The sequence below is a fragment of the Pseudomonas sp. N40(2020) genome, from assembly GCF_014472415.1.
Classification (GTDB): Bacteria; Pseudomonadota; Gammaproteobacteria; order Pseudomonadales; family Pseudomonadaceae; genus Aquipseudomonas.
Window position 1 is genome coordinate 1 of record NZ_JACSZV010000058.1, and the last position, 25,202, is coordinate 25,202.

The window sequence follows — 25,202 nt, forward strand, 5'->3', positions numbered from 1 at the left end:
TATTGCTGCATCGCCCCAAAGATTTTGCAGAGGCCATCCGGATGGTGGACGAGTCGGTGCAGATCTATAACAACGAGCGGCCTCATCTGTCGCTGAAATACAAAACGCCCGATGCGGTGCATCGGGCGTTTTGAGGCTGAAACAGGTGTAAACCTATTTCAGGACTAGACATCGCCGCAAAGTTATTCGACGTTGACGGTGATCTTCTTCGACACGATGGGTGGATCGAACGGCATGTGGCCGCTGTCACCCAGTTCAAGTTGCAAGGTGTGTTTGCCCGGGGCCAGCTTGATGTCGGCCTGAGTCTGCGCCTTGCCGAAGTGCATGTGGTTGGCATCGTTGGGAATCGGCGCACCGGCCGCCGGCAACTTGTCGACATCAATCAAAAGATGATGGTGACCGGAGTGTTTGGTGACATCGCCCGCCGGTGCCAGCGAGACGTCCTTGACGCCAAATTTGACGGTAAAGGTTTGCGATACAGTCGCCCCGTCTTCGGGAGAAACGATGAACACTTCGGCACCCTTTGGAGCCGGGGTGGCCGCACTGGCCAGCACCGAAACGCCCATCAGCACACCCGCCAACGCTGCACGTGACATAAAGCTTTTCATTTTCTTCTCCAGTTTTTCCGTAAAATCCGCGTGGTCATGACAACTTCATGACCATTCGTTGTCGAAGGCACTCGACAACCATAGCAAAGCGAGCCAGAAAATCTGGCCGCGATAATGATTTCAAAGGAGTGACCATGCGTTTTCTGCCTGGCCTGATCTGCCTGCTACCCCTTCTGAGCCCGCTGGCTCAAGCCGAACTGATTGATGACGTCAACGACCGTGGCGAGTTGCGTATTGCTCTTGAGGCTAATACACCGCCCTTTAATTACAAGGACGGCGACACACTCACGGGGTTCGAGGTCGAGCTTGGGCAACTGCTGGCCAAGGAGCTGGATGTTCGCGCCGACTTCATCGTCACCGACGAGGGCGATCTACTCCAGGGCGTTGAAAGCGGCAAGTACGACGTCGCGCTCAACCACATAGCACTGACAGCCGAACTCAAGGATCGTTTCGACTTCAGCGAGCCTTACAGCCAGATCGATTCGCAGTTGCTGGCGAAGAAAGATGAGCAGCCGCGGCCGATGGTATTGGTGCAATCGTTGACTGAGGAGAAGCCAGCAGTGGGTGCGCCAGTGGATTTGGCGATTCCGTTTCAGAAGGGTAATCCGGCGTTTCAGGCCAGCCTTGCGAGCGCGATGCAGCGGATCAAGGCGGATGGGCGGTTGGCGGCGTTGTCCGAGAAGTGGTTCACCCAACCCAAGTAACAATGAAATCTGGGTTTTAATCGAGCTGGATCAAGGCCTGTGCGGCTTGCGGCAATTCAAGCTCGCTGAAGACTTGCACGCCGTGGCGCTTGAGCAGTGCAGCCGTCACGCCTTCGCCACTGACTTTGACCCCACTGAACGTCCCGTCATAGGTCAGCAGATTCCCGCAAGAAGGACTGTTGGCCTTGAGCACCGCGACGCGAATGCCGTGCATTTGCACCAACGCCAGCGCCTGCCGCGCCCCATCGAGAAACTGCGCACTGACATCCTCGCCGTCGGTGGTGATCACCGAAGCAACGCCATCCAGCACCTCACCACCCTGCCCGCCCGGAATCTCCGCCGCCGCACGCGGGGTCGGCAAACCACCGGCCACCTCCGGACACAACGGCACCACCCGACCTTCAGCAATCCACTGTTCCAGCACATCAAACGGCCCGCTGGCCCCGCCGTCGTAACGCACGCGGTGGCCCAACAGGCAGCGGCTGACCAGAATCTTTTCCATGATCAGAAAGGCTCGTTGCCACGGCGACGGAACCAACCCGTCAGCGACAAGCGCTCGCGATTGGCCGGCAGCACTTCATGGGGGACTTCGCCGGAAAGAAACACCACGAGGCAGCCGCCGGTAGGCTGCACGTCGTGAACGCGATCATCACCCAGGTACATGCGCAACTGACCGCCATCCTCCGGCAACCACGCTTCGTTGAGGTAAACCACCACCGAAACCATGCGCCGGTCGTCGTCACGGAAGCGGTCGACGTGTTTGCGATAAAAAGCCCCCGGCGGATACAGCGCGAAATGGCATTCGAAGTCTTCAAGACCGAGGAACAAACCCCGGTTGAGCGACTCGCGCAGACTGTCCATCAGGCTCAGGTATCGGTCGCTGGCCTCGGCCTGACCGGGATCGATCCACTGAATATGATCGCCGCGAATCCCCTCGCGAATCTCTGAAAACGGCCCACGGCCGACCGCCGCCGGCGCCAGTTCACCCTCGGCCTCACGTTTACGGCACTCGTCCGCCAGCTCGCGGGTCAAACCCGCGGGCAGGAAAATGTTCTGCTGCGACCAGCCGTGCTCGGCCAAGTCGTCGACGATACGTAACAGCAGCGGGTGTTCAGAGGATATTTGCATGGCGCGCATAGTATGTCGGCGGCAAGAAATCCGACAGAGCCACGCGGCGGCTTGATACGAATTCTCGACAAGTACCGGCACCGCACGGAGAATAGTGCGCTGCTGACAGGAGTCCCTATGCGCCGTTTGCTTTTTTCACTGTTGATGTTCTGCGTTTTGCCCGCCTGGGCGGACGGCTACGATCAGTTGTACAAGGTCGCCGGCTGGCCAGATCAACGTGCGCATTTCAATGACGCCTTGAGTGCCGCGCAGCAGCGCTATCAAAACAGCCTGCCACCCGCCGTCTTTCAAGCGCTGGTCAACAACAGCAATCAGCGCTTCGCCCCACAGGCCATGGATCAACGCGCCGAAGCCCAACTGCGGCAGAACCTCGCCGATCCCAAACCGGCCCTGTCCTTTTTCCAGTCGCCGCTGGGCAAGAAAATCGTCGCCGCCGAATTGCTCGCGACCCGTCGCGATCAACTGGCAAAGAATGCCAAAGGCCTACCGAAGATGCCGGCCAGTGACAGCCGCTTGCTGATCATCGGCCATCTGGCTCAAGCCCTGCCCGCCCGTGAAGCCGGCGCAGAAGTGAGTCTGGCGATTGCCGGCGTGGCGGCGGACAGTTTGAGTTCGATGATTCCGGGACTGCTCGGTGGCGGACAGGCGCAAGGCATGTTGAACGGTCAGCGCCAACGCCTGATGGATCAGATCGGCGCGGACATGAACAACACGCTGCTCTACGTGTATCGCGACTTGTCGGATGAAGAGCTGGAAGAGTTTGCGACGTTTGCCGAGTCGACCGAGGGCAAGGCTTACTATCAGGCAGCGTTGGCGGCAATTCGGGCGGGGTTGGCGGTGGGGCAGAATACTTCTAACCTCGGCCAGTGATCTCTATCGCCTGACAGGGCCCTATCGCGAGCAGGCTCACTCCTACAGAAGACCGCATTTCCAATGTAGGAGTGAGCCTGCTCGCGATGGGGCCGGTGAATCCTCTAGAGATTCCGGCCCCTGATCCGCTTGCTCAAGAACTCGAAATACTCCTCGCGCATATCCGCCGTCTCATTCGCCAGATGATGCCGCGCCTGGGGCAGCAGCAAGATCTGCGGCCGATCAAACTTCCACTTCAACACCTGCAGATTGTGCTGCCAGTCAACGGTCATATCCGCCTGCCCCTGAATGATCAGTGGCCGCCGCGGGCTTTTCTTCGCGTATTCCACTCGGTTGATCCAACGTGACAAGGCGCCGACCCATGCGGTGGGCAGGCGCTTGGGCTGCAGCGGATCGGCCAGCAGAAATGGCAGGAAATCCGGATCATTGGAGTTCTCGCTAAAGCGCCGCGCAATGCCCCGCACGAACGGCCGCAGCAGGTAATAACTGAGTTGCGACCAGCCCCACGCTCGCGGCCGTACCAGCGGCGACAGCAGAATCAACTGACCCTGCGCCGGACTGTTCTCGCCATGATTGAGCACATGATCGACCACGATCGCCCCACCGGTACTTTGCCCGCACAGGTGCCACGGCTGCGGCAGCGCAATCGAATGGGCCTCGGCGAACAAGGCTTGCAGAGCGTCCTGATATTCGGAGAAATCACGAATACTCGCCCGCGCGCCGCTGGACAGACCATGCCCCGGCAAATCACAGGCGATCACCGCAAAATCCTGATCCAGCGCCCACTCGATCACATGTCGATACAGCCCGGTGTGATCGTAGAAACCGTGCAACAGAAACAGCGTGCCCTTGACCTTCTCCGGCCACCAGCAATGGCTGACCAGTTCGTAACCGTCCACTGAAAACCGTCCCATGCCGCGCCAGACATCGCGCTCGGAAAAGTCGGTTTTGTAGAACTGCTGATAGGCCTTGGCCTCCTCCGACAACGGCTGCCACTCGGCCAAAGGCTTGAGGCTGGCGCGTAAATGATCGGGATCGAAAATGGCAGGCATGAGGCAATTCCAGAACGGTGAACAGACTTTATCGGCCTGCGATATTCATCTGTCGCGACAAGCATGGCAAGCTAGCCGGCCTCTGAGGACACAAATCCATGCGCTCGCCCTACCGCACCGCACTGTTTGCCAGCCTGCTCGCGCTCGTGTGTGCAGGGGTGCTGTGGGCGGCGTACGACTGGTTTCAGGGCCGCTATTTGCGGGCGTTCAGTGAACACACCGCGGTGTTCTCCGGCGACCCGCTGCGCCTGCCCGATGATCTCGCCGGCCCCGGCAATATCCGTCTGGTGCATTTCTGGGACCCGGCATGCCCCTGCAATGTCGGCAATCAACAGCACCTGACCGAAATGGTCGAGCAGTTCAGCGCAAAAGGCGTGGAGTTTTTTGCCGTGCAAAAGGTCGGTAGCCACGGCCAGTTGCCCACCACGTTAAGCACGCTGAAAACCATCACGGTATTGCCCGGCTCCGAGCAGGTCCCCGCCAGCCCGGCCGTGGCGATCTGGGATCGCAACGGCAAACTGGCGTACTTCGGCCCCTACAGCGAAGGCCTGACCTGCAACTCCAGCAACAGTTTTATCGAACCGATCCTGAATGCGCTGACGGATGATCGCCCGGTCAACGCCACACACACCTTGGCGGTGGGCTGCTATTGCCCATGGCCGGTGGAGCCGCAGTAAGGCATTCCGGACTTTTCGAGGACAGCGATGCACGGCACAGAAGGTCTGTGCTAATTGTTTGCAGCCCGACGGGGCGGCAATCCCGCCTGCACAAGGAGTCACCATGAAGCGCGTGTTCACCGTTCTCGCCCTGCTCATCGTTGTCCTGCTCGCTGGCACGGGCTGGTATGTCTACAGCAAGCAGCCGACGCGTCAGGGCCAGATTGAACTGCGCAACCTGCAAGGTTCGGTGACTGTGCGCTACGACGAGCGCGGCGTGCCGCACATCCGCGCGGAGAACGAAACCGATCTCTACCGCGCCCTCGGCTATGTGCATGCCCAGGATCGCCTGTTCCAGATGGAAGCCATGCGCCGACTTGCACGCGGCGAACTGGCCGAGGTGCTCGGGCCGAAACTGCTCGACACCGACAAACTGTTCCGCAGCCTGCGCATCCGTGAACGCGCGGCCAGTTACGTCGCCAGCCTCGATAAACAATCCCCGGCGTGGAAGGGCCTGCAAGCCTATCTGGATGGCATCAACCAATATCAGGACACCCACGCCGCGCCCGTCGAGTTCGACGTGCTGGGCATCCCCAAGCGGCCGTTCACCGCCGAAGACAGCATCAGTGTCGCCGGCTACATGGCTTACAGTTTCGCTGCGGCGTTTCGTACCGAACCGCTACTGACCTATGTGCGCGATCAACTTGGCGCCGATTACCTCAACGTCTTCGACCTCGACTGGCAGCCCAAAGGCGTTTTGGCCAAGGGCCGCAACCCCGTTCCAGCGCTCGCGGCCGGCGATTGGAAAGACCTCAACGCCCTCGCCCGCCTCAGTGAGCAGGCGCTGATCGACAACGGCCTGCCGCAATTTGAAGGCAGCAATGCCTGGGTGATTGCCGGCAACCGCAGCCAGAGCGGCAAACCCTTGCTGGCCGGCGATCCGCACATTCGCTTCTCGGTGCCGTCGGTGTGGTACGAAGCGCAGTTGTCCGCGCCGGGCTTTGAACTCTACGGGCATCATCAGGCGCTGGTGCCGTTCGCGTTCCTTGGGCATAACCTGGATTTCGGTTGGAGCCTGACGATGTTCCAGAACGACGACCTGGATCTGATCGCCGAGAAGGTCAATCCGGACAACCCGAATCAGGTCTGGTATCGCGGCCAGTGGACCGACATGGTCAGGACCGAGCAGCAGATCAATGTGAAGGGCCAGGCGCCGGTGACGATCACCCTGCGTCAATCGCCTCACGGCCCGATCGTCAACGACGCCCTCGGCACGGCTGCCGGCAAAACACCGATCGCCATGTGGTGGGCGTTCCTCGAAACACCGAACCCGATCCTCGAAGGCTTCTACCAACTCAACCGCGCCGATACCCTGGCCAAGGCCCGCGCCGCTGCGGCCAAAGTGCAGGCGCCGGGGCTCAATCTTGTCTACGCCAACGCTAAGGGCGATATCGCCTGGTGGGCTTCGGCATTGCTGCCCAAGCGGCCGACCGGGGTGAAGCCGGGTTTCATTCTCGACGGCAGCACGAATCAGGCGGACAAGGACGGCTTCTACCCGTTCAGCGCCAACCCGCAGGAAGAGAACCCGGCGCGCGGCTATATCGTCTCGGCCAACTTTCAACCCGTTTCGCCCACCGGCATGGAAATTCCGGGTTACTACAACCTCGCCGACCGTGGCCAGCAGCTCAACCGCCAGCTCAGCGACAAGACGGTGAAGTGGAACAACGAAGCCAACCAGAAGCTGCAACTGGGCACCACCACCGGTTACGGCCCGCGTCTGCTGGCGCCGCTGTTGCCAGTGCTGCGCGAAGTGGTGAGCGATCCGGCGCAACTGAAACTGGTCGAGCAACTGGCACAGTGGCAAGGCGACTATCCGCTGGACTCGGTCAGTGCGACGGTCTTCAACCAGTTCCTCTACGACCTCGCCGATGCGGCAATGCGCGACGAGTTGGGCAATGACTTTTTCGAGACGCTGCTGTCGACGCGAGTGATTGATTCGGCACTGCCGCGACTGGCGGCAAACGCCGATTCAGCGTGGTGGGATAACCGCGCCACGCCAGACAAAGAAACCCGTGCCGACACCGTGCGCGCGGCTTGGCAGGCGAGCATGAAGCACCTGAAACTGACCCTCGAAGAGGATGCCTCCACCTGGAAATGGGGCACGGCGCACACGCTGACCCATGGTCATCCGCTGGGGCAGCAGAAGCCGCTGGATCGCATTTTCAACGTCGGCCCGTTTGCTGCACCGGGCAGCCATGAAGTGCCGAACAATCTCTCGGCGAAGATTGGCCCGGCGCCTTGGCCGGTGACTTATGGGCCTTCGACGCGGCGCCTGGTGGACTTCGCCGACCCGGCGCACAGCCTGACGATCAACCCGGTGGGCCAGAGTGGCGTACCGTTCAACAGTCACTATGACGATCAGGCAGAGGCGTATGTCGACGGGATTTATGTACAGGCGCACTTCAGTGAGGAAGAAGTGATGGCGAATACGCGCAGTACCTTGAAGCTTTTGCCGGCGCGGGCTGCGCAGTAGATTTGTGCTGACTGAACTGACCCCATCGCGAGCAGGCTCGCTCCTACAGTTGATCGCGTTTCTACAGGATGAACGCGGTTAATTGTAGGAGTGAGCCTGCTCGCGATGAGGCCCTCCCGATCAATAAAAAACTCACAGCAGCACCGCAAAATTCAACCGAAACTGCTGCGGCGTCACGCCCAACCTTCGATTGAACACACCGCGCATATGCTGCGCATCGCGGAATCCGCACTGATACGCCACAGTCTTCAGCGGCGCCGTGGTGCTTTCGAGCATCACCCGCGCCGCATCCACTCGCGCTCGCTCAACGAACTCCGCCGGCGTGACCTTCGCCTCCCGCGCAAACACTCGCGAGAAGTTACGCGCACTCATGTTCGCCGCATTCGCCAGATCGGCAATGGTCAGATCCCCGGTGAGATTGGCCAGCACGTACAACTGCACCATCGCCACCGCCGACGTCGGCTCCGCGTGGGGCGTCAGGAACGGGCTGAACTGCGACTGCCCGCCCGAACGCTGGGTGAACACCACCAGCCGCTTGGCCACACTCAGCGCCACCTCCGCGCCGTGATCGCGGGCCAGCAGGTACAGCGACAGATCAATCCCCGCCGTCACCCCGGCCGAGGTGTAGAGCGCGCCGTCCTCGACATACAAGCGATCCGCCTCCACCTGCGTCGATGGGCACAACTGCGCCAGGGCGTCGGCATCGTTCCAGTGCGTAGTGACCGTGCGCCCCTCGAGCAATCCCGCCCGCGCCAACATGAACGCGCCGTTGCAGATCGACCCGAAACGCCGTGCCCGCGCACAGGCTTCACGCAGCCAGGCATCGAAGGTCTTGCCGAAATCCATGAACGGCAGGGTCGGCCCGCCAGCCACCAACAGCAAGTCATAGGCCTCAAGCGCTGCGCTGAAATGTCGGTGAGCATTCAGGGTCAGGCCGTTGGAGCATGCCATCGGCCCGTGTTCGACACCTATCACGTCGAGGCGATAGTGATCCTCTGGCGCAAGAAAACGGTTGGCCTCGGCAAACACATCCATGGGCCCGCTGACGTCCAGCGATTGCACGCCGGGGAACACCACAATGGCGACGGTTTTGTTCATCTCTCTCGCAAACTCCTCTGAACCTGTGGCGAGGGGATTTATCCCCGATCGGCTGCGCAGCAGTCGTAAATCCTGTAATCGCGTTTTAACTGATAAGCCTAATCAGCAGGTTCTGGGGCTGCTGCGCAACCCATCGGGGATAAATCCCCTCACCACAATGAGTATCGCGATATCTCTCCCACTGGTGAGTTGGCACGATTTGCAGGTCGATTGGCAAGGATCGCAGCCATGGGTCGATTGTTGGTTTTGCAGCGCGGGAACAGACTTTCCTCATCGGCGCCACACCGGCGTTTTTCAAGAGGAAACTCTCATGAGCACCACCACTGCCGGCATCAAAATCCCTGACAGCGCCCTGGCCCGCGCGACCACCGAGTACATCCGCGACATCGAATCCGACCTGCTCTATCACCACTCGCGCCGGGTGTTTCTGTTCGGTGCATTGAGCGGTGAGCGTCAGCAACTGGCCTACGATCCGGAGCTGTTGTACGTCGGCGCGATGTTTCATGACCTTGGTCTGGTCGAAGGTCACCGCAGCGATGACGAACGTTTCGAGGTCGACGGCGCCAACGCCGCAGCGGCGTTTCTCAAGCCTTACGGGTTGAGCGATGACGACATCGAACAGGTCTGGCTGTCGATTGCCCTGCACACCACGCCGGGCGTGCCCAAGCATTTGCGCCCGACCGTGGCGCTGGTGACGGCAGGCGTGGAAATGGATGTGCTGGGCATGGACTACGCGGCGTTCAGCAGCGTGCAGCGTGAAGCGGTGGTGCATGCGCATCCACGGGGGGAAGGTTTCAAGGAGTGCATCATCTGCGCCTTTGCCGATGGGCTGCGCCATCGTCCGCAGACCACGTTCGGCAATGTGAAGACTGATGTGTTGAAGGATCAGGAACCGGGGTTCAAGCCGATGAACTTTGTCGAGGTCATCCGCCAATCACCCTGGACTGCATAAAACGAAAGGTGGGAGCGAGCCTGCTCGCGAAAGCGGTGTATCAGTCAATATTTGAGTCGACTGATACTCCGTCTTCGCGAGCAGGCTCGCTCCCACATTTCGATTTGTGGTTGGCCTCAAGACCGAGGCCAACCCGGTAGTGCTTACGCTGCTTCCGGCGCAGGCGCGCGGCGCGCGTCCGGCTGTTTCCACGAATCGGCAGCGCTTTCTTCGATGGCTTGCTGGATGGCTTTCTTGCGGGCTTCTTCGGCGCGGCGGCTGAAGAACCAGACCAGGAACGTCACGATCGATACCGCCAGCAGAATCAGGCTGGCCACGGCGTTGATCTCAGGCTTCACGCCCAGGCGCACCGCCGAGAACACTTCCATCGGCAAGGTCGTCGAACCCGGGCCGGAGACGAAGCTCGCCAGTACCAGGTCGTCCAGCGACAGTGCGAACGACATCATGCCGCCCGCCGCCAGCGACGGCGCGATCATCGGGATGGTGATCAGGAAGAACACCTTCCACGGCCGCGCACCCAGGTCCATCGCCGCTTCTTCGATCGACAGGTCCAGCTCACGCAGACGCGCCGACACCACCACCGCCACATACGCCGCACAGAACGTCGTGTGGGCGATCCAGATGGTGACGATGCCACGTTCCTGCGGCCAGCCGATCATCTGCGCCATGGCCACGAACAGCAGCAACAGCGACAGACCAGTGATCACTTCCGGCATCACCAACGGTGCAGTGACCAGACCACCGAACAGCGTGCGGCCCTTGAAGTGGGTGATACGGGTCAGCACGAACGCGGCCAGCGTGCCCAGCGCCACCGCGGCAACCGCGGTGTAGCAGGCGATTTCCAGCGAGCGCAGCACCGAGCCCATCAGTTGGCTGTTGTCGAGCAGGCCGACGTACCACTTGATCGACCAGCCGCCCCACACCGTCACCAGTTTCGAGGCGTTGAACGAGTAGATCACCAGGATCAGCATCGGCAGGTAGATGAACACCAAACCAACGACCAGCATCAGGCTGGAGAAACGGATGCGCTTCATTCTTTACCCTCCATTTCCTTGGCCTGACTGCGGTTGAACAGAATGATCGGCACAATCAGGATCGCCAGCATCACCACCGCCAGGGCAGACGCCACCGGCCAGTCACGGTTATTGAAGAACTCTTGCCAGAGCACTTTACCGATCATCAGGGTTTCCGGGCCGCCGAGCAGTTCCGGGATCACGAACTCGCCTACCACAGGGATGAACACCAGCATGCAGCCGGCAATGATCCCGTTCTTGGACAGCGGAATGGTGATTTTCCAGAAGCTGTTGAAGGTGCTCGAACCGAGGTCGGAAGCCGCTTCCAGCAGACTGTTGTCGTGCTTCACCAGGTTGGCATACAGCGGCAGGATCATGAACGGCAGGTACGAATAGACCACGCCGATGTATACCGCGAGGTTGGTATTGAGGATCTGCAGCGGCTCGTCGATCAGGCCGATGCTCATCAGGAAACCATTGAGCAGACCGTTGTTGCTGAGGATGCCCATCCACGCGTAAACGCGGATCAGGATCGCCGTCCAGGTCGGCATCATGATCAGCAGCACCAGCACCGTTTGCAGCTCTTTACGGGCGCTGGCGATGGCGTAGGCCATCGGGTAGCCGATCAGCAGGCAGAGGACGGTGCTGATCAGCGCCATCTTCAGCGAGCCAAGGTAGGCGGCGATGTACAGCTCGTCGTCGCCGAGCATCGCGTAGTTGCCCAGGTTCAGCAGCAGTTGCAGCTTCTGCTCGGCAAACGTGTAGATCTCGGTATACGGCGGAATGGCCACGTCGGCTTCGGCGAAGCTGATCTTCAGGACGATGAAGAACGGCAACATGAAGAACAGGAACAGCCAGATGAACGGAACCCCGATGACCAATTGGCGGCCATTGGGAATTATTCGGTTGAGCCGTCGTTTGAACTTGCGCATGTTCATGAGCGAAGTACCACGCCGCTGTCGTCTTCCCACCACACGTAAACCTGATCACCCCAGGTTGGACGGGCGCCACGGCGCTCGGCGTTGGCGACAAACGACTGCACCAGTTTGCCGCTCGGCAATTCGACGTAGAACACCGAATGCCCGCCGAGGTAGGCGATGTCGTGCACCTTGCCGCTCGACCAGTTGTATTCGCAGGTCGGTTGATCGGCAGTGACCAGCAGCTTCTCCGGACGGATCGCGTAGGTGACCGACTTGTCCTGCACCGAAGTGCTGATGCCGTGGCCGACGTAGATCTGCCGGTCGAGATCCTTGCAGGTGATCGTCGCGTGGCCCTCGGCGTCGTCGATCACTTCGCCTTCGAAGATGTTGACGTTGCCGATGAATTCGCAGACCAGGCGGCTGGTCGGGGTTTCGTAGATGTCGATCGGGCTACCGATCTGGGCGATCCAGCCCAGGTGCATGATCGCAATGCGCTCGGCCATGGTCATGGCCTCTTCCTGGTCGTGGGTCACCATCACGCAGGTCACGCCGACGCGCTCGATGATTTCCACCAGCTCCAGTTGCATCTGCGAACGCAGTTTCTTGTCCAGTGCGCCCATCGGTTCGTCGAGCAGCAGCAGTTTCGGCCGCTTGGCCAGCGAACGGGCCAGCGCCACACGCTGACGCTGACCACCAGACAATTGATGCGGCTTGCGCTTGGCGTACTGGCTCATCTGTACCAGTTTGAGCATCTCGGCCACACGGGCTTCGACTTCAGCCTTGGGAATCTTGTCCTGCTGCAGGCCGAAGGCGATGTTCTGCGCCACGGTCATGTGCGGGAACAAAGCGTAGGACTGGAACATCATGTTGATCGGACGTTCGTACGGCGGCATGTCGGTGATGTCGACGCCGTCGAGGAAAATGCGCCCCTCCGTGGGCCGTTCGAACCCTGCCAGCATCCGCAGCAGAGTGGATTTGCCCGATCCCGAACCGCCGAGCAGGGCGAAAATTTCGCCCTTTTTGATTTCCAGGGACACATCGTCCACGGCAATCGTCTCGTCGAACTTCTTCGTGACCCGGTCGATTTTGACCAGCACCTGTTTAGGTGTCTGGTCGCCCTCGAGGGCTTTCTTGTAGGCGCCGGAGGCAACTGCCATTTACGAAACTCCCAGAAAAAAAGAGTGCAGTTCGCCCAATGCGGACGAACCCAGGATAGTTGTGCCTTATTTGCCCGACTTGACCTTGGTCCAGCTACGGGTCATCAAACGCTGAATATTGGGTGGCAACTCGGTCGACACGTAGGTCTTGTCGAGGACTGCTTGCGGTGGATAAACCGCTTCGTCGGTGCGAATGGACTGCTCCATCAGCTTGTCCGAACCCGGGTTGGGGTTGGCGTAACCGACATAATCACTGACCTGGGCGATCACCTCAGGTTTCAGCAAATAATTGATGAAGGCGTGGGCTTCTTTGACGTTGGACGAGTCCTTGGGAATCGCCAGCATGTCGAACCACAGCGCGCCGCCTTCTTTCGGGATCGAGTAGGCGATGTTCACGCCCTTCTTGGCTTCCTCAGCGCGATTCTTGGCCTGGAAGATGTCACCGGAGAAACCGATGGCTACGCAGATGTCGCCGTTGGCCAGGTCGCCGATGTATTTGGACGAGTGGAAGTAGGTCACGTAAGGGCGCACCGCGAGCAGTTTGGCGGTGGCTTTTTCGTAGTCTTTGGTGTTGGTGCTGTTGGCGTTCAGGCCCATGTAGTTGAGCACGGTCGGCATCATTTCATCGGCCGAATCGAGGAACGCTACGCCGCAGCTGTGCAGCTTCTTGATGTTTTCCGGTTCGAACAGCACGGCCCAGGAATCGATCTTGTCGACGCCCAGCACGGCTTTGACTTTATCGACGTTGTAACCGATGCCGTTGGTGCCCCACAGATAAGGCACAGCGTACAGGTTGCCCGGATCGTTCTGCTCCAGACGCTTGAGCAGCACAGGGTCGAGGTTGGAATAGTTCGGCAGCTGCGTCTTGTCGAGCTTCTGGAACGCGCCCGCCTTGATCTGCTTGCCAAGGAAATGGTTCGACGGCACGACCACGTCGTAACCGGTACGCCCGGCCAGCAGCTTGCCTTCCAGGGTCTCGTTGGAGTCGAACACGTCGTAGACCGGCTTGATCCCGGACGCTTTCTCGAAGTCGGCCAGAGTGGTCTCGCCGATGTAATCGGACCAGTTATAAATATGCACCGTACCGGCGGCTTGGGCACCGACAGCAATCGTCAGGCCGGCAGTGGCCAGCAGGGCTTTGCGCAAAGAAGAAAAAATAGGCAAGTGGAGGTCCTCTAAATTAGTTGGGCCCAAGTTGCCCCGCGCTGCATGACAGCCATGGCTGCCCGGCAACAAAACCGGCGCGCAACTTACCCTCGAAAAACCGTTCCAGCAAAACTTTCTGTCATTTAATTATCCCGCTGGCCGCCGTCGCGGGGACGACGGCCAGCGGTTGCTGCTTCAAACCGGCTTATTTACCGGATTTGATTTTGGTCCAGCTGCGAGTGATCAGGCGCAGGGTGGCGGCATCCAGATCGCTGATCGCGTAGAGCTGTTTCTTCACTTCAGCCGACGGATAGATGCTCGGATCGCTGGTGATGTCTTTGTCCACCAGCGGCGTGGCCGCCTTGTTGCCGTTCGGGAAGCGTACGGCGTTGGTGATCCCGGCCATCACTTCTGGCTCAAGCAGGTAGTTCATGAATTTGTAAGCGGCTTCGACGTTTTCGGCATCCTTGGGAATGGCGACCATGTCGTAGAAAGTACCGGCGCCTTCTTTCGGAATGGTGTAGGCCAGCTTGACCTTGTCACCAGCTTCCTGGGCGCGGGTCTTGGATTGTTCCAGGTCACCCGAGTAACCGACCGCCACGCAGATGTTGCCGTTGGCCAGATCGGAGATGTACTTGGAGGAATGGAAGTAGGCAACCGAAGGACGAATCTTCAGGAACAGATCTTCGGCGGCTTTCAGATCAGCCTTGTCCTTGCTGTTGGTCGGTTTGCCCAGATAGTGCAGAGCCGCCGGAATCATTTCGGTCGGGGCGTCGAGGAAGCTTACGCCGCAGCTTTTGAGTTTCTCGATGTTTTCAGGCTTGAACACGATGTCCCAGGAATCGATCTTGTCGATGCCCAACGCAGCCTTGACCTTCGCCGGGTTGTAGCCGATCCCGATCGAGCCCCACATGTACGGGAACGCGTGCTTGTTGCCCTGGTCGCTGGCATCGCCAACGGCCTTGAGCAGGTCTTCGTCGAGGTTCTTCCAGTTCGGCAGCTTGGACTTGTCCAGCTCCTGGTAAACACCGGCCTTGATCTGCTTGGCGAGGAAGTTGTTGGAAGGCACCACAATGTCGTAACCGGATTTACCAGCCAGCAGCTTGGCTTCCAGGGTTTCGTTGCTGTCGAATACGTCGTAGACGACTTTGATCCCGGTGGCCTTCTCAAAGTTGGCGACCGTGTCCGGCGCGATGTAGTCGGACCAGTTATAGACGTGCAATACCTTGTCGTCCGCCTGAACCGCACCCGCCATCATGCCCGCCATGGACAGCGCGAGAAGTGTCTTGCCAGCAAGCTTTTTACCTAATGCCTTCATGCGTCATGCTCCAAATTTTTCTTTTTTGAACCACTTTGTTCAGCGGCCGAACCCGGACAACTGGAACCGCGGCTAGTCTGGCAAGATCCGAGGCGGTCTTTCAAGAAAAGACCAGCCTTTCTGACAGCTTCGAGCGAGTGCGCCGCAGCTCCCCCGCTCGAAGCCTAGCACCTAGCCCTGCAATGCACTGAGGGTCAGGTCCAGACACTTGCGTGCCTTTGTAACCAACTCATCGATCTCCGCTTTGCTGATCACCAGCGGCGGCGCGATGATCATGGTGTCGCCCACGGCACGCATGATCAGCCCGTTATCGAAGCAGAACTGCCGGCAGATCATGCCGACGCCCTTGCCTTCGTAACGCTTGCGACTGGCTTTGTCCTGCACCAGCTCGATCGCCCCCAGCAGACCGACTCCGCGAACTTCACCCACCAGCGGGTGATCGTTCAGTTCCCGCAGACGTTTCTGCAAATACGGTGCCGTTTCGTTGTGGACGTTCTCGATAATTTTTTCGTCGCGCAGAATGCGGATGTTTTCCAGACCCACCGCCGCCGCCACCGGGTGACCGGAGTAGGTGAAGCCGTGGTTGAAGTCGCCGCCTTCGTTGAGCACGGCCACCACCGAGTCACGGACGATCAGGCCACCCATTGGGATATAGCCGGAGGTCAGGCCTTTGGCGATGGTCATCATGTCGGGCTTGAGGTCGTAGAAATCGCTACCGAACCACTCACCGGTACGGCCGAAGCCGCAAATCACTTCGTCAGCGACGAAGAGGATGTCGTACTTGGCGAGGATTTCCTTGATGCGCGGCCAGTAGCTGTCTGGCGGAATGATCACACCACCGGCACCCTGGATCGGCTCGGCAATAAAGGCACCGACGTTGTCGACGCCGACTTCGAGAATTTTCTCTTCCAGTTGATTGGCCGCCCAGACACCGAACTCTTCCGGCGACATGTCGCCGCCTTCGGCGAACCAGTACGGCTGAGCGATGTGGACGATGCCCGGTATCGGCAAGTCGCCCTGTTCGTGCATATAAGTCATGCCACCCAGGCTCGCGCCAGCCACGGTGGAACCGTGATAACCGTTCTTGCGACTGATGATGACTTTCTTGTTCGGCTGGCCCTTGATCGCCCAGTAATGGCGAACCATACGCAGCATGGTGTCGTTGCCTTCGGAGCCGGAACCGGTGAAGAACACATGGTTCATGCCTTCTGGCGCGACGTTGGCGATGGCCTTGGCCAGTTCCAGCGCAGGCGGGTGCGCGGTCTGGAAGAACAGGTTGTAGTAAGGCAGTTCGCGCATTTGTTTGGCGGCGGCGTCGGCCAGTTCATCGCGACCATAACCGATGGCCACGCACCACAGACCGGCCATGCCGTCGAGGATCTTGTTGCCTTCGCTGTCCCACAGGTAAACGCCCTTGGCGTTGGTAATGATCCGTGGGCCCTTCTCTTTCAATTGCTTGAAGTCGCTGAACGGGGCCAGGTGGTGGTCGCTGCTCAGCGCTTGCCACTCACGGGTTTGCGGGTTGTTGCTGGTCATGCCAATTCTCCTTGTTATCGGTGAAGACGCGGCGCCTGAGCACCGCGCCCGGCGTATCAGACGGCGAAGAGCAGGTACTCACGCTCCCACGAACTGATCACGCGCTTGAAGTTTTCATGCTCGGCCCGCTTGACCGCGACGTAGCCCGTGATGAAAGTTTTGCCCAGATATTTCTCGATGGTTGCGCTGTTTTCCATACGCTCCAGCGCGTCCTCGATGGTCAGCGGCAGGCGCAGGTTGCGGCGCTCATAACCACGACCGACCACCGGCGCACTCGGGTTGAGGCCTTCAACCATGCCGATGTAACCGCAGAGCAGGCTCGCGGCAATCGCCAGATACGGGTTGGCGTCGGCGCCCGGCAGGCGGTTTTCCACACGGCGGTTCTGCGGGCCGGCATCCGGTACGCGCAGGCCCACGGTGCGGTTCTCTTCGCCCCACTCCACGTTCACCGGCGCCGAGGTGTCCGGCAGGAAGCGGCGGAACGAGTTGACGTTCGGCGCGAACAGCGGCAACAGCTCGGGGATCAGTTTCTGCAAGCCACCGATGTGGTGCAGGAACAACTGGCTCATGGTTCCGTCTTCATTGGAGAAGACGTTCTTGCCGGTTTCGATGTCGATGATGCTCTGGTGCAAGTGCATGGCACTGCCCGGCTCGCCCGTCATCGGCTTGGCCATGAAGGTCGCGGCCACGTCGTGCTTGAGCGCGGCTTCACGCATGGTGCGTTTGAACACCAGAATCTGATCAGCCAGCGACAGCGCGTCGCCGTGACGGAAGTTGATTTCCATCTGCGCCGTGCCGTCTTCGTGGATCAACGTGTCGAGGTCCAGCTCCTGCAATTCGCACCAGTCGTAGACGTCTTCGAACAGCGGGTCGAATTCGTTCGCTGCTTCAATAGAGAACGACTGACGCCCGATTTCCGGACGCCCGGAGCGGCCGATTGGCGGCTGCAACGGATAGTCCGGGTCGTCACTGCGCTTGGTCAGGTAGAACTCCATTTCCGGCGCCACGATTGGCTGCCAGCCTTTGTCGGCGTAGAGCTTCAACACTTTCTTGAGGACGTTGCGCGGCGACAGCTCGATCGGGTTGCCTTGCTTGTCGTAGGTGTCGTGGATCACCTGGGCAGTCGGCTCGATGGCCCATGGCACCAGATACACGGCGTTCTGGTCGGGGCGGCAGATCATGTCGATGTCGGCCGGGTCGAGCAGTTCGTAATAGATGTCGTCTTCGACATAGTCGCCGGTCACGGTCTGCAGCAGCACGCTCTCTGGCAGGCGCATGCCTTTTTCGGCGATGAACTTGTTGGTCGGCGAGATCTTGCCCCGGGTGATACCGGTCAAGTCGGCGATCATGCATTCGACTTCTGTGATCTTGTGGTCTTTCAACCAATCGGTGAGCTGGTCGAGGTTGTTACTCATAAATGCCTCTGGGCTGAGTCTCCTGACAGGGTGTCAGGCAAAGTTTGACGCCTGGGCGTCGCGTTAAAGGGAGCTTGCTTGCGCGCAGTACCGGCTTACGCCCGGCACCGCGCATAGACAATGAAAGAGGAGCTTACCTGCCCTTTACGCTGGCGTTGCATTTCCTGTGCAAACTCATGGCGTGCAGAATCATGAGCACGCTTTGCGGAGCGGCACGGGCTTTGGGAGAGAAAGAGATCTATATTGAAAGGAGATGCCATAAAGCGGATGCCTTGTCGTGCGTCCAGAATATCGGACGCTGCCGTTTTGGCTGCGGCTGACGACAACTTCGTCGCCAGGCTGCGAGCCTCAAAGGCTGCACTCTGTACGGACGATTCGCCACGGATGGGATAAGCATGCAGACCGGACTGTTGCGAGCAGTCGGTGACGCCGATTATCGGCAGGCGAGACATGAAGCACCCCGGTATTATTGCTGTTATGGGTTTGATCGGAGCTTAGCCTTGTTCATTTTTTTACACAACACCCCCGTAAAAAATACAACACGGCCTGCTCAAGCCCGCGGGTGCCAAGTCTCCCAAGGACAAAAAAATGCCCAAAACTGCCCCATAAATGCCCTCACAGCGCTTTTTTAGGGCAAAAAAGGCCTTGCTTGACTTCGGCAGGCCGTTCGGGTTGACTGAAACCAGAAAAGATCAATGATTGATATTTTTAACAACAAAGGTGTTGCATCATGTCGGTACCCCCGCGTGCCGTTCAGCTCAACGAAGCGAACGCGTTCCTTAAGGAACATCCTGAGGTTCTGTACGTTGACCTTCTGATTGCGGATATGAATGGTGTGGTGCGCGGCAAGCGCATTGAACGCACCAGCCTCCACAAGGTTTACGAGAAAGGCATCAACCTGCCGGCCTCTCTATTTGCTCTGGATATCAATGGCTCTACGGTGGAAAGCACCGGCCTGGGCCTGGACATCGGCGATGCCGATCGTATCTGCTATCCAATCCCCGATACCCTGTGCAACGAGCCATGGCAGAAGCGCCCTACCGCGCAACTGTTGATGACCATGCACGAACTCGAAGGCCAGCCATTCTTCGCCGACCCGCGTGAAGTGCTGGCCAACGTAGTGCGCAAGTTCGACGAAATGGGCCTGACTATCTGCGCCGCGTTCGAACTCGAGTTCTACCTGATCGATCAGGAGAACGTGAACGGTCGTCCGCAGCCGCCACGCTCGCCGGTTTCCGGTAAGCGCCCGCACTCGACTCAGGTCTACCTGATCGACGACCTCGACGAATACGTCGACTGCCTCCAGGACATTCTGGAAGGCGCCAAAGAGCAAGGCATCCCGGCCGACGCCATCGTCAAGGAAAGTGCCCCGGCGCAGTTCGAAGTGAACCTGCACCACGTCGCCGACCCGATCAAGGCGTGCGACTACGCGGTACTGCTCAAGCGTCTGATCAAAAACATCGCCTACGACCATGAAATGGACACCACCTTCATGGCCAAGCCTTACCCGGGCCAGGCAGGTAATGGTTTGCACGTGCATATTTCGATTCTGGACAAAGAAGGCAAGAACATCTTTGCCAGCGAGGATCCCGAGCAGAACGCCGCATTGCGTCACGCAATCGGCGGTGTGCTGGAGACCCTGCCCGCTCAAATGGCGTTCCTGTGCCCGAACGTCAACTCGTACCGCCGTTTCGGCGCACAGTTCTACGTGCCGAACTCGCCGTGCTGGGGCCTGGACAACCGCACCGTGGCGATTCGCGTACCGACCGGCTCGTCCGATGCCGTGCGTATCGAGCATCGTGTAGCCGGCGCCGACGCCAACCCGTACCTGCTGATGGCTTCGGTTCTGGCCGGCGTGCACCACGGCCTGACCAACAAGATCGAGCCGGGCGCGCCTGTCGAAGGCAACAGCTACGAGCAGAACGAGCAAAGCCTGCCGAACAACTTGCGCGATGCCCTGCGTGAGCTGGACGACAGCGAGGTGATGGCCAAGTACATCGATCCGAAATACATCGATATCTTCGTCGCCTGTAAAGAGAGCGAGCTGGAGGAGTTCGAACACTCCATCTCCGACCTCGAGTACAACTGGTACCTGCATACCGTTTAAGCGGATTGCAGCTTCAGAAAAAACGCCGTTGGCTGATTCAGCCCACGGCGTTTTTTTATGGCCTCTGTGGCGAGGGGATTTATCCCCGATCGGCTGCACAGCAGCCGTAAACCCTGAGAACCAGTTATTCCTGATACACCAAGCTGAATGGCTTTGGGGCCGCTTCGCAGCCCATCGGGGATAAATCCCCTCGCCACAGGTCGGCAGACAACACCGAACCCGCCTCGTACAATGCCCGCTGCCCCGCAGGAGACTTCCATGACGCGACCCGCCCCCCTTCGCAAACCCCGCGCCCGCAGTCAGGCACGGATCGATTCGATACTCGACGCCGCGCGTATCTTGCTGGCAACCGAGGGCGTGGCCAGTCTGTCGATCTACAGCGTGGCCGAGCGCGCACAGATTCCGCCCTCCTCGGTTTACCACTTCTTCGCCAGCGTCCCGGCGCTGCTCGAAGCACTGACGGCGGATGTGCACGCGGCATTCCGTGCCTGCCTGCAAGCGCCGATCGATCATGAGGCCCTGCGCGACTGGCGTGACCTGTCACGACTGGTTGAACAGCGGATGTTGGAGATCTACGACGAAGACGCTGCCGCCCGCCAATTGATCCTCGCCCAGCACGGGCTTACTGAAGTCACCCAGGCTGACCGTCAGCACGACATCGAGTTGGGCGACCTGATGCACAAGCTGTTCGATCATCACTTCGAGCTGCCGAGGCTGCCGGATGATGTCGATGTGTTTGCTCTCGCCATGGAGCTGGGCGACCGCGTCTATGCGCGCTCGGTGCAGCAGCACGGGCAGATTACGCCGCGCATGGCTGAGGAAGGGATGCGGGTGTTTGATGCTTATATCGGGCTGTATCTGCCGACGTATCTGCCCAAAAGATCTCTGTAGGTTACTGAGGCAATCGTTCCCACGCTCTGCGTGGGAACGATCAGGGCTCATACCCTCCGGGGTTGTTTTTATCCACAGCCTTACAACTTGGCGATGGAAACCTCAGTCGATTTCACAAAGGCAATCACTTCGCTGCCGACCACCAGTTCCAGCTCCTTGACCGAGCGAGTGGTGATCACCGAAGTGACGATGCCGGAAGCGGTCTGCACGTCGATTTCCGACAGCACGTCACCGAGAACGATTTCCTTGATCGAGCCTTTGAACTGGTTGCGGACGTTGATGGCTTTGATAGTCATGGCAATGATTCCTGTCGTTTGCTTGAGTTATTGAGCCCAACGCAGTTGCGTAGGCAGTGGTGAAACGGGTTCCGGTGCCGGCGGTTCGCCGGGCAGGGAGAGAACGCGGTTGAGCACTTCGGTTTCCAGCGCGGCCAACCGGTGCGAACCACGCACCCTCGGCCGCGGCAGTTCCACAGGCAGATCGAGACCGACTTCGCCGTCCTCGATCAGAATCACTCGATCGGCAATCGCCACCGCTTCGCTGACATCGTGGGTCACCAGCAACACGGTGAAACCATGCTGCTGCCAGAGGCGTTCGATCAGTTGCTGCATCTCGATCCGGGTCAGCGCATCCAGCGCGCCGAGCGGTTCGTCGAGCAACAGCAGACGCGGTTGATGGATCAGCGCTCGCGCCAGAGCGACACGTTGTTTCTGGCCACCCGACAAAGCTGCCGGCCATTCGTTGGCGCGATCCGCCAGCCCCACTGCTTCCAGCGCGTCCAGTGCTTGCGAGCGCCAGTTGCCCTTGAGGCCGAGACCAACGTTGTCGATGATCTTTTTCCACGGCAGCAGCCGTGCTTCCTGGAACATCAGCCGGGTGTCTTCCCGCGCATCGCTGAGCGGCGCTGCACCTGCGAGCAAGTCGCCGCCAGTGGGTTGATCCAAGCCGGCAAGCAAGCGCAGCAAGGTGCTTTTGCCGCAACCACTGCGCCCGACCACAGCGACGAACTGCCCCGCCGGGATGTGCAGATCGATGTCACGCAAAACCTGGCGCGTACCGAAGGTCTTTTGCAGATTGCGCACCGCCAGCGGTATCCCGCGCAGCAGGCGTGGAGGTTGTTGAGCGGTCATGCTGCACCTCCCTTGGCAACCTGATAGGCCGGATGCCAACGCAGCCACACACGTTCAAGTCCGCGGGCTGCGAGGTCGGCGAGCTTGCCGAGCACCGCGTAAAGCAGGATCGCCAGCACCACCACGTCGGTCTGCAAGAACTCCCGGGCGTTCATCGCCAGATAGCCGATGCCGGAGCTGGCGGAAATGGTTTCAGCGACGATCAGCGTCAGCCACATGAAGCCCAACGCGAAGCGCACGCCGACCAGAATCGAAGGCAGCGCGCCCGGCAGAATCACCTGCCAGAACAGGCTAAAACCGGAGAGGCCATAACTGCGCGCCATCTCCACCAGCGCCGGATCGACGTTGCGGATGCCGTGATACGTATTGAGGTAAATCGGGAACAACGTACCCAACGCCACCAGAAAAATCTTCGCTGACTCGTCGATGCCGAACCACAGAATCACCAGTGGAATCAGCGCCAGATGCGGCACATTGCGGATCATCTGCACCGAGCTGTCGAGCAAGCGTTCGCCCCACTTCGACAGGCCAGTGATAAAACCCAGTGCCAGACCGATGCCTCCACCAATGACAAAACCCAGTGCTGCGCGCCAGCCGCTGATCGCCAGGTGCGTCCAGATCTCGCCGCTGCGCACCAGACTGACGCCGGCCTCGATCACCGCCACCGGCGCCGGCAGAATCCGTGTCGACAACCATCCCGCCGACACCGACAACTGCCACACCGCCAGCAGCAACACCGGCAACGCCCACGGCGCGAGGCTGTGGATAATTTTCTTCATGGCGCGCCTCAGCTCTGCGACGCGGCTTTGGGAAGAATGTCGTTGGCCACCATCTCGCCAAACGGGCTGACATAACCGGTGCTTTTCGGCAGTTCCGGGCGCTCAATGTCGAGGTGTGGGAACAACAGTTCGGCGACGCGATACGACTCTTCGAGGTGTGGATAACCGGAGAAGATGAAGGTGTCGATGCCCAAATCGGCGTATTCCTTCACGCGAGCGGCCACGGTCGGGCCATCGCCGACCAGCGCCGTACCGGCACCGCCGCGCACCAGACCGACACCAGCCCACAGGTTCGGGCTGACTTCCAGATTGTCGCGACTGCCACCGTGAAGCGCGGCCATGCGTTGCTGGCCGACCGAATCGAAACGCGCCAGCGAGGCTTGAGCACGAGCGATGGTTTCATCGTCCAGGTGCGAGATCAGCCGATCCGCCGCTTGCCACGCCTCGGCATTGGTTTCGCGGACGATCACATGCAGTCGGATGCCGAAGCGCACGGTGCGGCCGAGCTTGGCGGCTTTGGCACGCACCTGCTCGATCTTCTCGGCCACTGCGGCTGGCGGTTCGCCCCAGGTCAGGACCATTTCAACTTGCTCGGCAGCCAGATCCTGCGCCGCCTCCGACGAACCGCCGAAGTACAGCGGCGGACGCGGTTGCTGGATCGGCGGATAGAGCAATTTGGCGCCTTTCACGCTGATGTGCTGACCGTCGTAATCCACAGTTTCGCCTTCCAGCACACGACGCCAGATGCGGGTGAATTCCACCGAGGCCTGATAGCGTTCTTCGTGGCTGAGGAATAAACCATCACCGGCCAGTTCTTCCGGATCGCCACCGGTCACCAGGTTGAACAACGCACGGCCACCGGACAGGCGATCCAGGGTTGCAGCCTGACGCGCCGCCACCGTCGGGGAAATGATCCCGGGGCGCAGGGCGACAAGGAACTTCAAACGCTGGGTCACCGGAATCAGCGACGCGGCCACCAGCCACGAATCTTCGCAGGAGCGGCCAGTGGGAATCAGCACACCGCCAAAGCCCAGACGATCCGCCGCTTGCGCGACCTGTTGCAGATAGCCATGGTCGACGGCGCGCGCACCTTCGGCGGTGCCAAGGTAATGGCCGTCGCCGTGGGTAGGCAGGAACCAAAAGATATTGAGGCTCATGGAGTGGTCTCCTTGGGGATTCGAATTACGGGGCTTGGGTGACTGAGCTTTGGGCCACAGCGGCCGGTGGTGTCCAGATCACATCCTTGATGCTCAACGGCTTGGGAATCAGCTTGAGCTGGAAGAAGGTGTCAGCGATTTTCTGTTGCGCGGCGACCACTTCCGGGGTCAGGAACAGCGCGCCGTAGCCTTGGCGTTTCACCGAGGTCAGGGTGATATCCGCCGGCAGACCGAGCAGAGGCGCAACCTGCTGGGTCACGTCTTCAGGATTGGCTTTGGACCACTCGCCGACAGCGCGCACTTCTTCAACGAGGGCTTTGATCACCTCGGGATTTTTCTGCGCGTAAGGTTTGGTCGCCAGATAGAACTGGTGGTTGTCGACGATGCCTTTGCCGTCACGCAGGGTGTGCGCTTGCAGCTGTTTCTCGGCGGCCGCCTGGTACGGATCCCAGATGACCCAGGCGTCGACGCTGCCCCGTTCGAACGCGGCGCGGGCATCGGCCGGCGGCAGGAATACGGTTTGAATGTCGGTGTATTTGAGGCCGGCGTCTTCCAGCGCACGCACCAGCAGGTAGTGGACGTTGGAGCCTTTGTTCAGCACGACTTTCTTGCCCTTCAGATCCGCGACGGATTTGATCGGCGAGTCTTTCGGCACAAGGATCGCTTCGCTGTTCGGCGCTGGCGGCTCGTAGGCGACGTAGAGCAAATCGGCGCCGGCAGCCTGGGCGAATACGGGTGGGGTTTCGCCCGTCACGCCGAAGTCGATCGAGCCGACGTTCAGGCCTTCGAGCAGTTGTGGGCCACCGGGAAATTCAGTCCATTGCACGTCCACGCCTTGGGCGGCCAGACGTTTTTCCAACGTCCCTTTGGCCTTGAGCAGCACCAGCGTGCCGTACTTTTGATAACCGATCCGCAAAGTCTCGGCTTGAGCTTGAGCTTGAGCTTGAGCTTGAGTGATGGCGCCGAAAGACACAGCCGCAGCAAACAGAGCGACCAGACCACGACGCAAAAATACAGTGCGCATAGCGCTCT

Annotated in this window: 26 protein-coding genes; 8 read left to right on the top strand and 18 right to left on the bottom strand. The window is 59.8% G+C overall.

Annotated features, from left to right (window positions below; genetic code table 11):
* A partial coding sequence (locus IAI51_RS25755) for an integrase core domain-containing protein (protein ID WP_187677109.1) occupies nucleotides 1-134 on the top strand: 134 nt, incomplete at its 5' end.
* 48 nt (nucleotides 135-182) lie between these two features.
* Here the strand turns inward: IAI51_RS25755 and IAI51_RS25760 are convergent.
* The gene (locus IAI51_RS25760; RefSeq protein WP_187681036.1) at nucleotides 183-608 is read right to left on the bottom strand and encodes a DUF4399 domain-containing protein; all 426 of its coding nucleotides are present in this window, start codon (nucleotides 606-608) and stop codon (nucleotides 183-185) included.
* Nucleotides 609-742: 134 nt separating this feature from the next.
* On the opposite strand from IAI51_RS25760, the gene IAI51_RS25765 reads away from it, so the two are divergent.
* Nucleotides 743-1,312, top strand: a complete 570-nt coding sequence (locus tag IAI51_RS25765) for a transporter substrate-binding domain-containing protein (RefSeq protein ID WP_187681037.1) — start codon at nucleotides 743-745, stop codon at nucleotides 1,310-1,312.
* Nucleotides 1,313-1,328: 16 nt separating this feature from the next.
* On the opposite strand, the gene IAI51_RS25770 is transcribed toward IAI51_RS25765, so the two are convergent.
* Entirely contained in the window at nucleotides 1,329-1,814 is a 486-nt protein-coding gene (locus tag IAI51_RS25770; RefSeq protein WP_187681038.1) for a DUF523 domain-containing protein, read from the bottom strand.
* 2 nt (nucleotides 1,815-1,816) lie between these two features.
* Nucleotides 1,817-2,449 carry a 2OG-Fe(II) oxygenase gene (locus IAI51_RS25775; protein WP_187681039.1) on the bottom strand — a complete coding sequence of 211 codons (633 nt, stop codon included), beginning with the start codon at nucleotides 2,447-2,449 and terminating at the stop codon, nucleotides 1,817-1,819.
* Nucleotides 2,450-2,557: 108 nt separating this feature from the next.
* On the opposite strand from IAI51_RS25775, the gene IAI51_RS25780 reads away from it, so the two are divergent.
* Nucleotides 2,558-3,310, top strand: a complete 753-nt coding sequence (locus IAI51_RS25780) for a DUF2059 domain-containing protein (protein ID WP_187681040.1) — start codon at nucleotides 2,558-2,560, stop codon at nucleotides 3,308-3,310.
* 104 nt (nucleotides 3,311-3,414) lie between these two features.
* On the opposite strand, the gene IAI51_RS25785 is transcribed toward IAI51_RS25780, so the two are convergent.
* Nucleotides 3,415-4,362: an alpha/beta hydrolase gene (locus IAI51_RS25785; RefSeq protein WP_187681041.1), complete on the bottom strand. Its 948-nt coding sequence runs from the start codon at nucleotides 4,360-4,362 to the stop codon at nucleotides 3,415-3,417.
* A gap of 98 nt (nucleotides 4,363-4,460) precedes the next feature.
* Here IAI51_RS25785 and IAI51_RS25790 point away from each other — a divergent pair, with 98 nt between their 5' ends.
* Nucleotides 4,461-5,039 (top strand): DUF6436 domain-containing protein, encoded by a 579-nt coding sequence (locus IAI51_RS25790; RefSeq protein WP_187681042.1) that lies wholly within the window; start codon nucleotides 4,461-4,463, stop codon nucleotides 5,037-5,039.
* A gap of 103 nt (nucleotides 5,040-5,142) precedes the next feature.
* Nucleotides 5,143-7,551 (top strand): penicillin acylase family protein, encoded by a 2,409-nt coding sequence (locus IAI51_RS25795; RefSeq protein ID WP_187681043.1) that lies wholly within the window; start codon nucleotides 5,143-5,145, stop codon nucleotides 7,549-7,551.
* Nucleotides 7,552-7,683: 132 nt separating this feature from the next.
* Here the strand turns inward: IAI51_RS25795 and IAI51_RS25800 are convergent, their stop codons facing one another.
* Entirely contained in the window at nucleotides 7,684-8,649 is a 966-nt protein-coding gene (locus IAI51_RS25800) for a GlxA family transcriptional regulator (protein ID WP_187681044.1), read from the bottom strand.
* 310 nt (nucleotides 8,650-8,959) lie between these two features.
* Here IAI51_RS25800 and IAI51_RS25805 point away from each other — a divergent pair, with 310 nt between their 5' ends.
* Nucleotides 8,960-9,601, top strand: a complete 642-nt coding sequence (locus IAI51_RS25805) for an HD domain-containing protein (RefSeq protein WP_187681045.1) — start codon at nucleotides 8,960-8,962, stop codon at nucleotides 9,599-9,601.
* A gap of 143 nt (nucleotides 9,602-9,744) precedes the next feature.
* Here the strand turns inward: IAI51_RS25805 and IAI51_RS25810 are convergent, their stop codons facing one another.
* From IAI51_RS25810 to IAI51_RS25845, 8 genes are all read right to left on the bottom strand, one after another.
* Nucleotides 9,745-10,635: an ABC transporter permease subunit gene (locus IAI51_RS25810; RefSeq protein WP_187681046.1), complete on the bottom strand. Its 891-nt coding sequence runs from the start codon at nucleotides 10,633-10,635 to the stop codon at nucleotides 9,745-9,747.
* Entirely contained in the window at nucleotides 10,632-11,513 is an 882-nt protein-coding gene (locus IAI51_RS25815) for an ABC transporter permease subunit (protein ID WP_401271625.1), read from the bottom strand. Before IAI51_RS25815 ends, IAI51_RS25810 begins: the two co-directional genes overlap by 4 nt.
* A 35-nt stretch (nucleotides 11,514-11,548) precedes the next feature.
* On the bottom strand, nucleotides 11,549-12,691 hold the full coding sequence (locus IAI51_RS25820) for an ABC transporter ATP-binding protein (RefSeq protein WP_100846904.1): 1,143 nt from the start codon (nucleotides 12,689-12,691) through the stop codon (nucleotides 11,549-11,551).
* A gap of 66 nt (nucleotides 12,692-12,757) precedes the next feature.
* Complete coding sequence (locus IAI51_RS25825; RefSeq protein WP_187681048.1) at nucleotides 12,758-13,855, bottom strand: polyamine ABC transporter substrate-binding protein; 1,098 nt, start codon at nucleotides 13,853-13,855, stop codon at nucleotides 12,758-12,760.
* Between the two features lie 187 nt (nucleotides 13,856-14,042).
* The gene (locus IAI51_RS25830) at nucleotides 14,043-15,155 is read right to left on the bottom strand and encodes a polyamine ABC transporter substrate-binding protein (protein WP_187681049.1); all 1,113 of its coding nucleotides are present in this window, start codon (nucleotides 15,153-15,155) and stop codon (nucleotides 14,043-14,045) included.
* A 171-nt stretch (nucleotides 15,156-15,326) separates the two neighbouring features.
* Nucleotides 15,327-16,691 carry an aspartate aminotransferase family protein gene (locus tag IAI51_RS25835; protein ID WP_187681050.1) on the bottom strand — a complete coding sequence of 455 codons (1,365 nt, stop codon included), beginning with the start codon at nucleotides 16,689-16,691 and terminating at the stop codon, nucleotides 15,327-15,329.
* 56 nt (nucleotides 16,692-16,747) lie between these two features.
* The gene (locus IAI51_RS25840) at nucleotides 16,748-18,106 is read right to left on the bottom strand and encodes a glutamine synthetase family protein (protein ID WP_034151968.1); all 1,359 of its coding nucleotides are present in this window, start codon (nucleotides 18,104-18,106) and stop codon (nucleotides 16,748-16,750) included.
* Between the two features lie 95 nt (nucleotides 18,107-18,201).
* On the bottom strand, nucleotides 18,202-18,558 hold the full coding sequence (locus IAI51_RS25845) for a glutamine amidotransferase (RefSeq protein ID WP_187681051.1): 357 nt from the start codon (nucleotides 18,556-18,558) through the stop codon (nucleotides 18,202-18,204).
* Nucleotides 18,559-18,836: 278 nt separating this feature from the next.
* Between IAI51_RS25845 and IAI51_RS25850 the strand changes: the two genes are divergently transcribed.
* Together IAI51_RS25850 and IAI51_RS25855 are read left to right on the top strand one after the other, a co-directional pair.
* Nucleotides 18,837-20,213, top strand: a complete 1,377-nt coding sequence (locus IAI51_RS25850) for a glutamine synthetase family protein (RefSeq protein WP_028623670.1) — start codon at nucleotides 18,837-18,839, stop codon at nucleotides 20,211-20,213.
* Between the two features lie 258 nt (nucleotides 20,214-20,471).
* Nucleotides 20,472-21,104, top strand: a complete 633-nt coding sequence (locus tag IAI51_RS25855; protein WP_187681052.1) for a TetR/AcrR family transcriptional regulator — start codon at nucleotides 20,472-20,474, stop codon at nucleotides 21,102-21,104.
* A gap of 80 nt (nucleotides 21,105-21,184) precedes the next feature.
* Here the strand turns inward: IAI51_RS25855 and IAI51_RS25860 are convergent, their stop codons facing one another.
* From IAI51_RS25860 to IAI51_RS25880, 5 genes are read right to left on the bottom strand one after another with little or no spacing between them, the layout of a single operon-like run.
* Nucleotides 21,185-21,400 (bottom strand): molybdopterin-binding protein, encoded by a 216-nt coding sequence (locus IAI51_RS25860; RefSeq protein WP_003229256.1) that lies wholly within the window; start codon nucleotides 21,398-21,400, stop codon nucleotides 21,185-21,187.
* Nucleotides 21,401-21,427: 27 nt separating this feature from the next.
* The gene (gene ssuB, locus IAI51_RS25865) at nucleotides 21,428-22,234 is read right to left on the bottom strand and encodes an aliphatic sulfonates ABC transporter ATP-binding protein (protein WP_187681053.1); all 807 of its coding nucleotides are present in this window, start codon (nucleotides 22,232-22,234) and stop codon (nucleotides 21,428-21,430) included.
* Nucleotides 22,231-23,013 (bottom strand): aliphatic sulfonate ABC transporter permease SsuC, encoded by a 783-nt coding sequence (ssuC, locus tag IAI51_RS25870; protein WP_187681054.1) that lies wholly within the window; start codon nucleotides 23,011-23,013, stop codon nucleotides 22,231-22,233. Before ssuC ends, ssuB begins: the two co-directional genes overlap by 4 nt.
* An 8-nt stretch (nucleotides 23,014-23,021) precedes the next feature.
* A complete protein-coding gene (gene ssuD / locus IAI51_RS25875) occupies nucleotides 23,022-24,170 on the bottom strand; it encodes an FMNH2-dependent alkanesulfonate monooxygenase (RefSeq protein ID WP_187681055.1) in 1,149 nt (382 codons plus the stop codon).
* Between the two features lie 25 nt (nucleotides 24,171-24,195).
* A complete protein-coding gene (locus IAI51_RS25880) occupies nucleotides 24,196-25,194 on the bottom strand; it encodes a sulfonate ABC transporter substrate-binding protein (protein WP_187681056.1) in 999 nt (332 codons plus the stop codon).
* Nucleotides 25,195-25,202 lie beyond the last annotated feature (8 nt).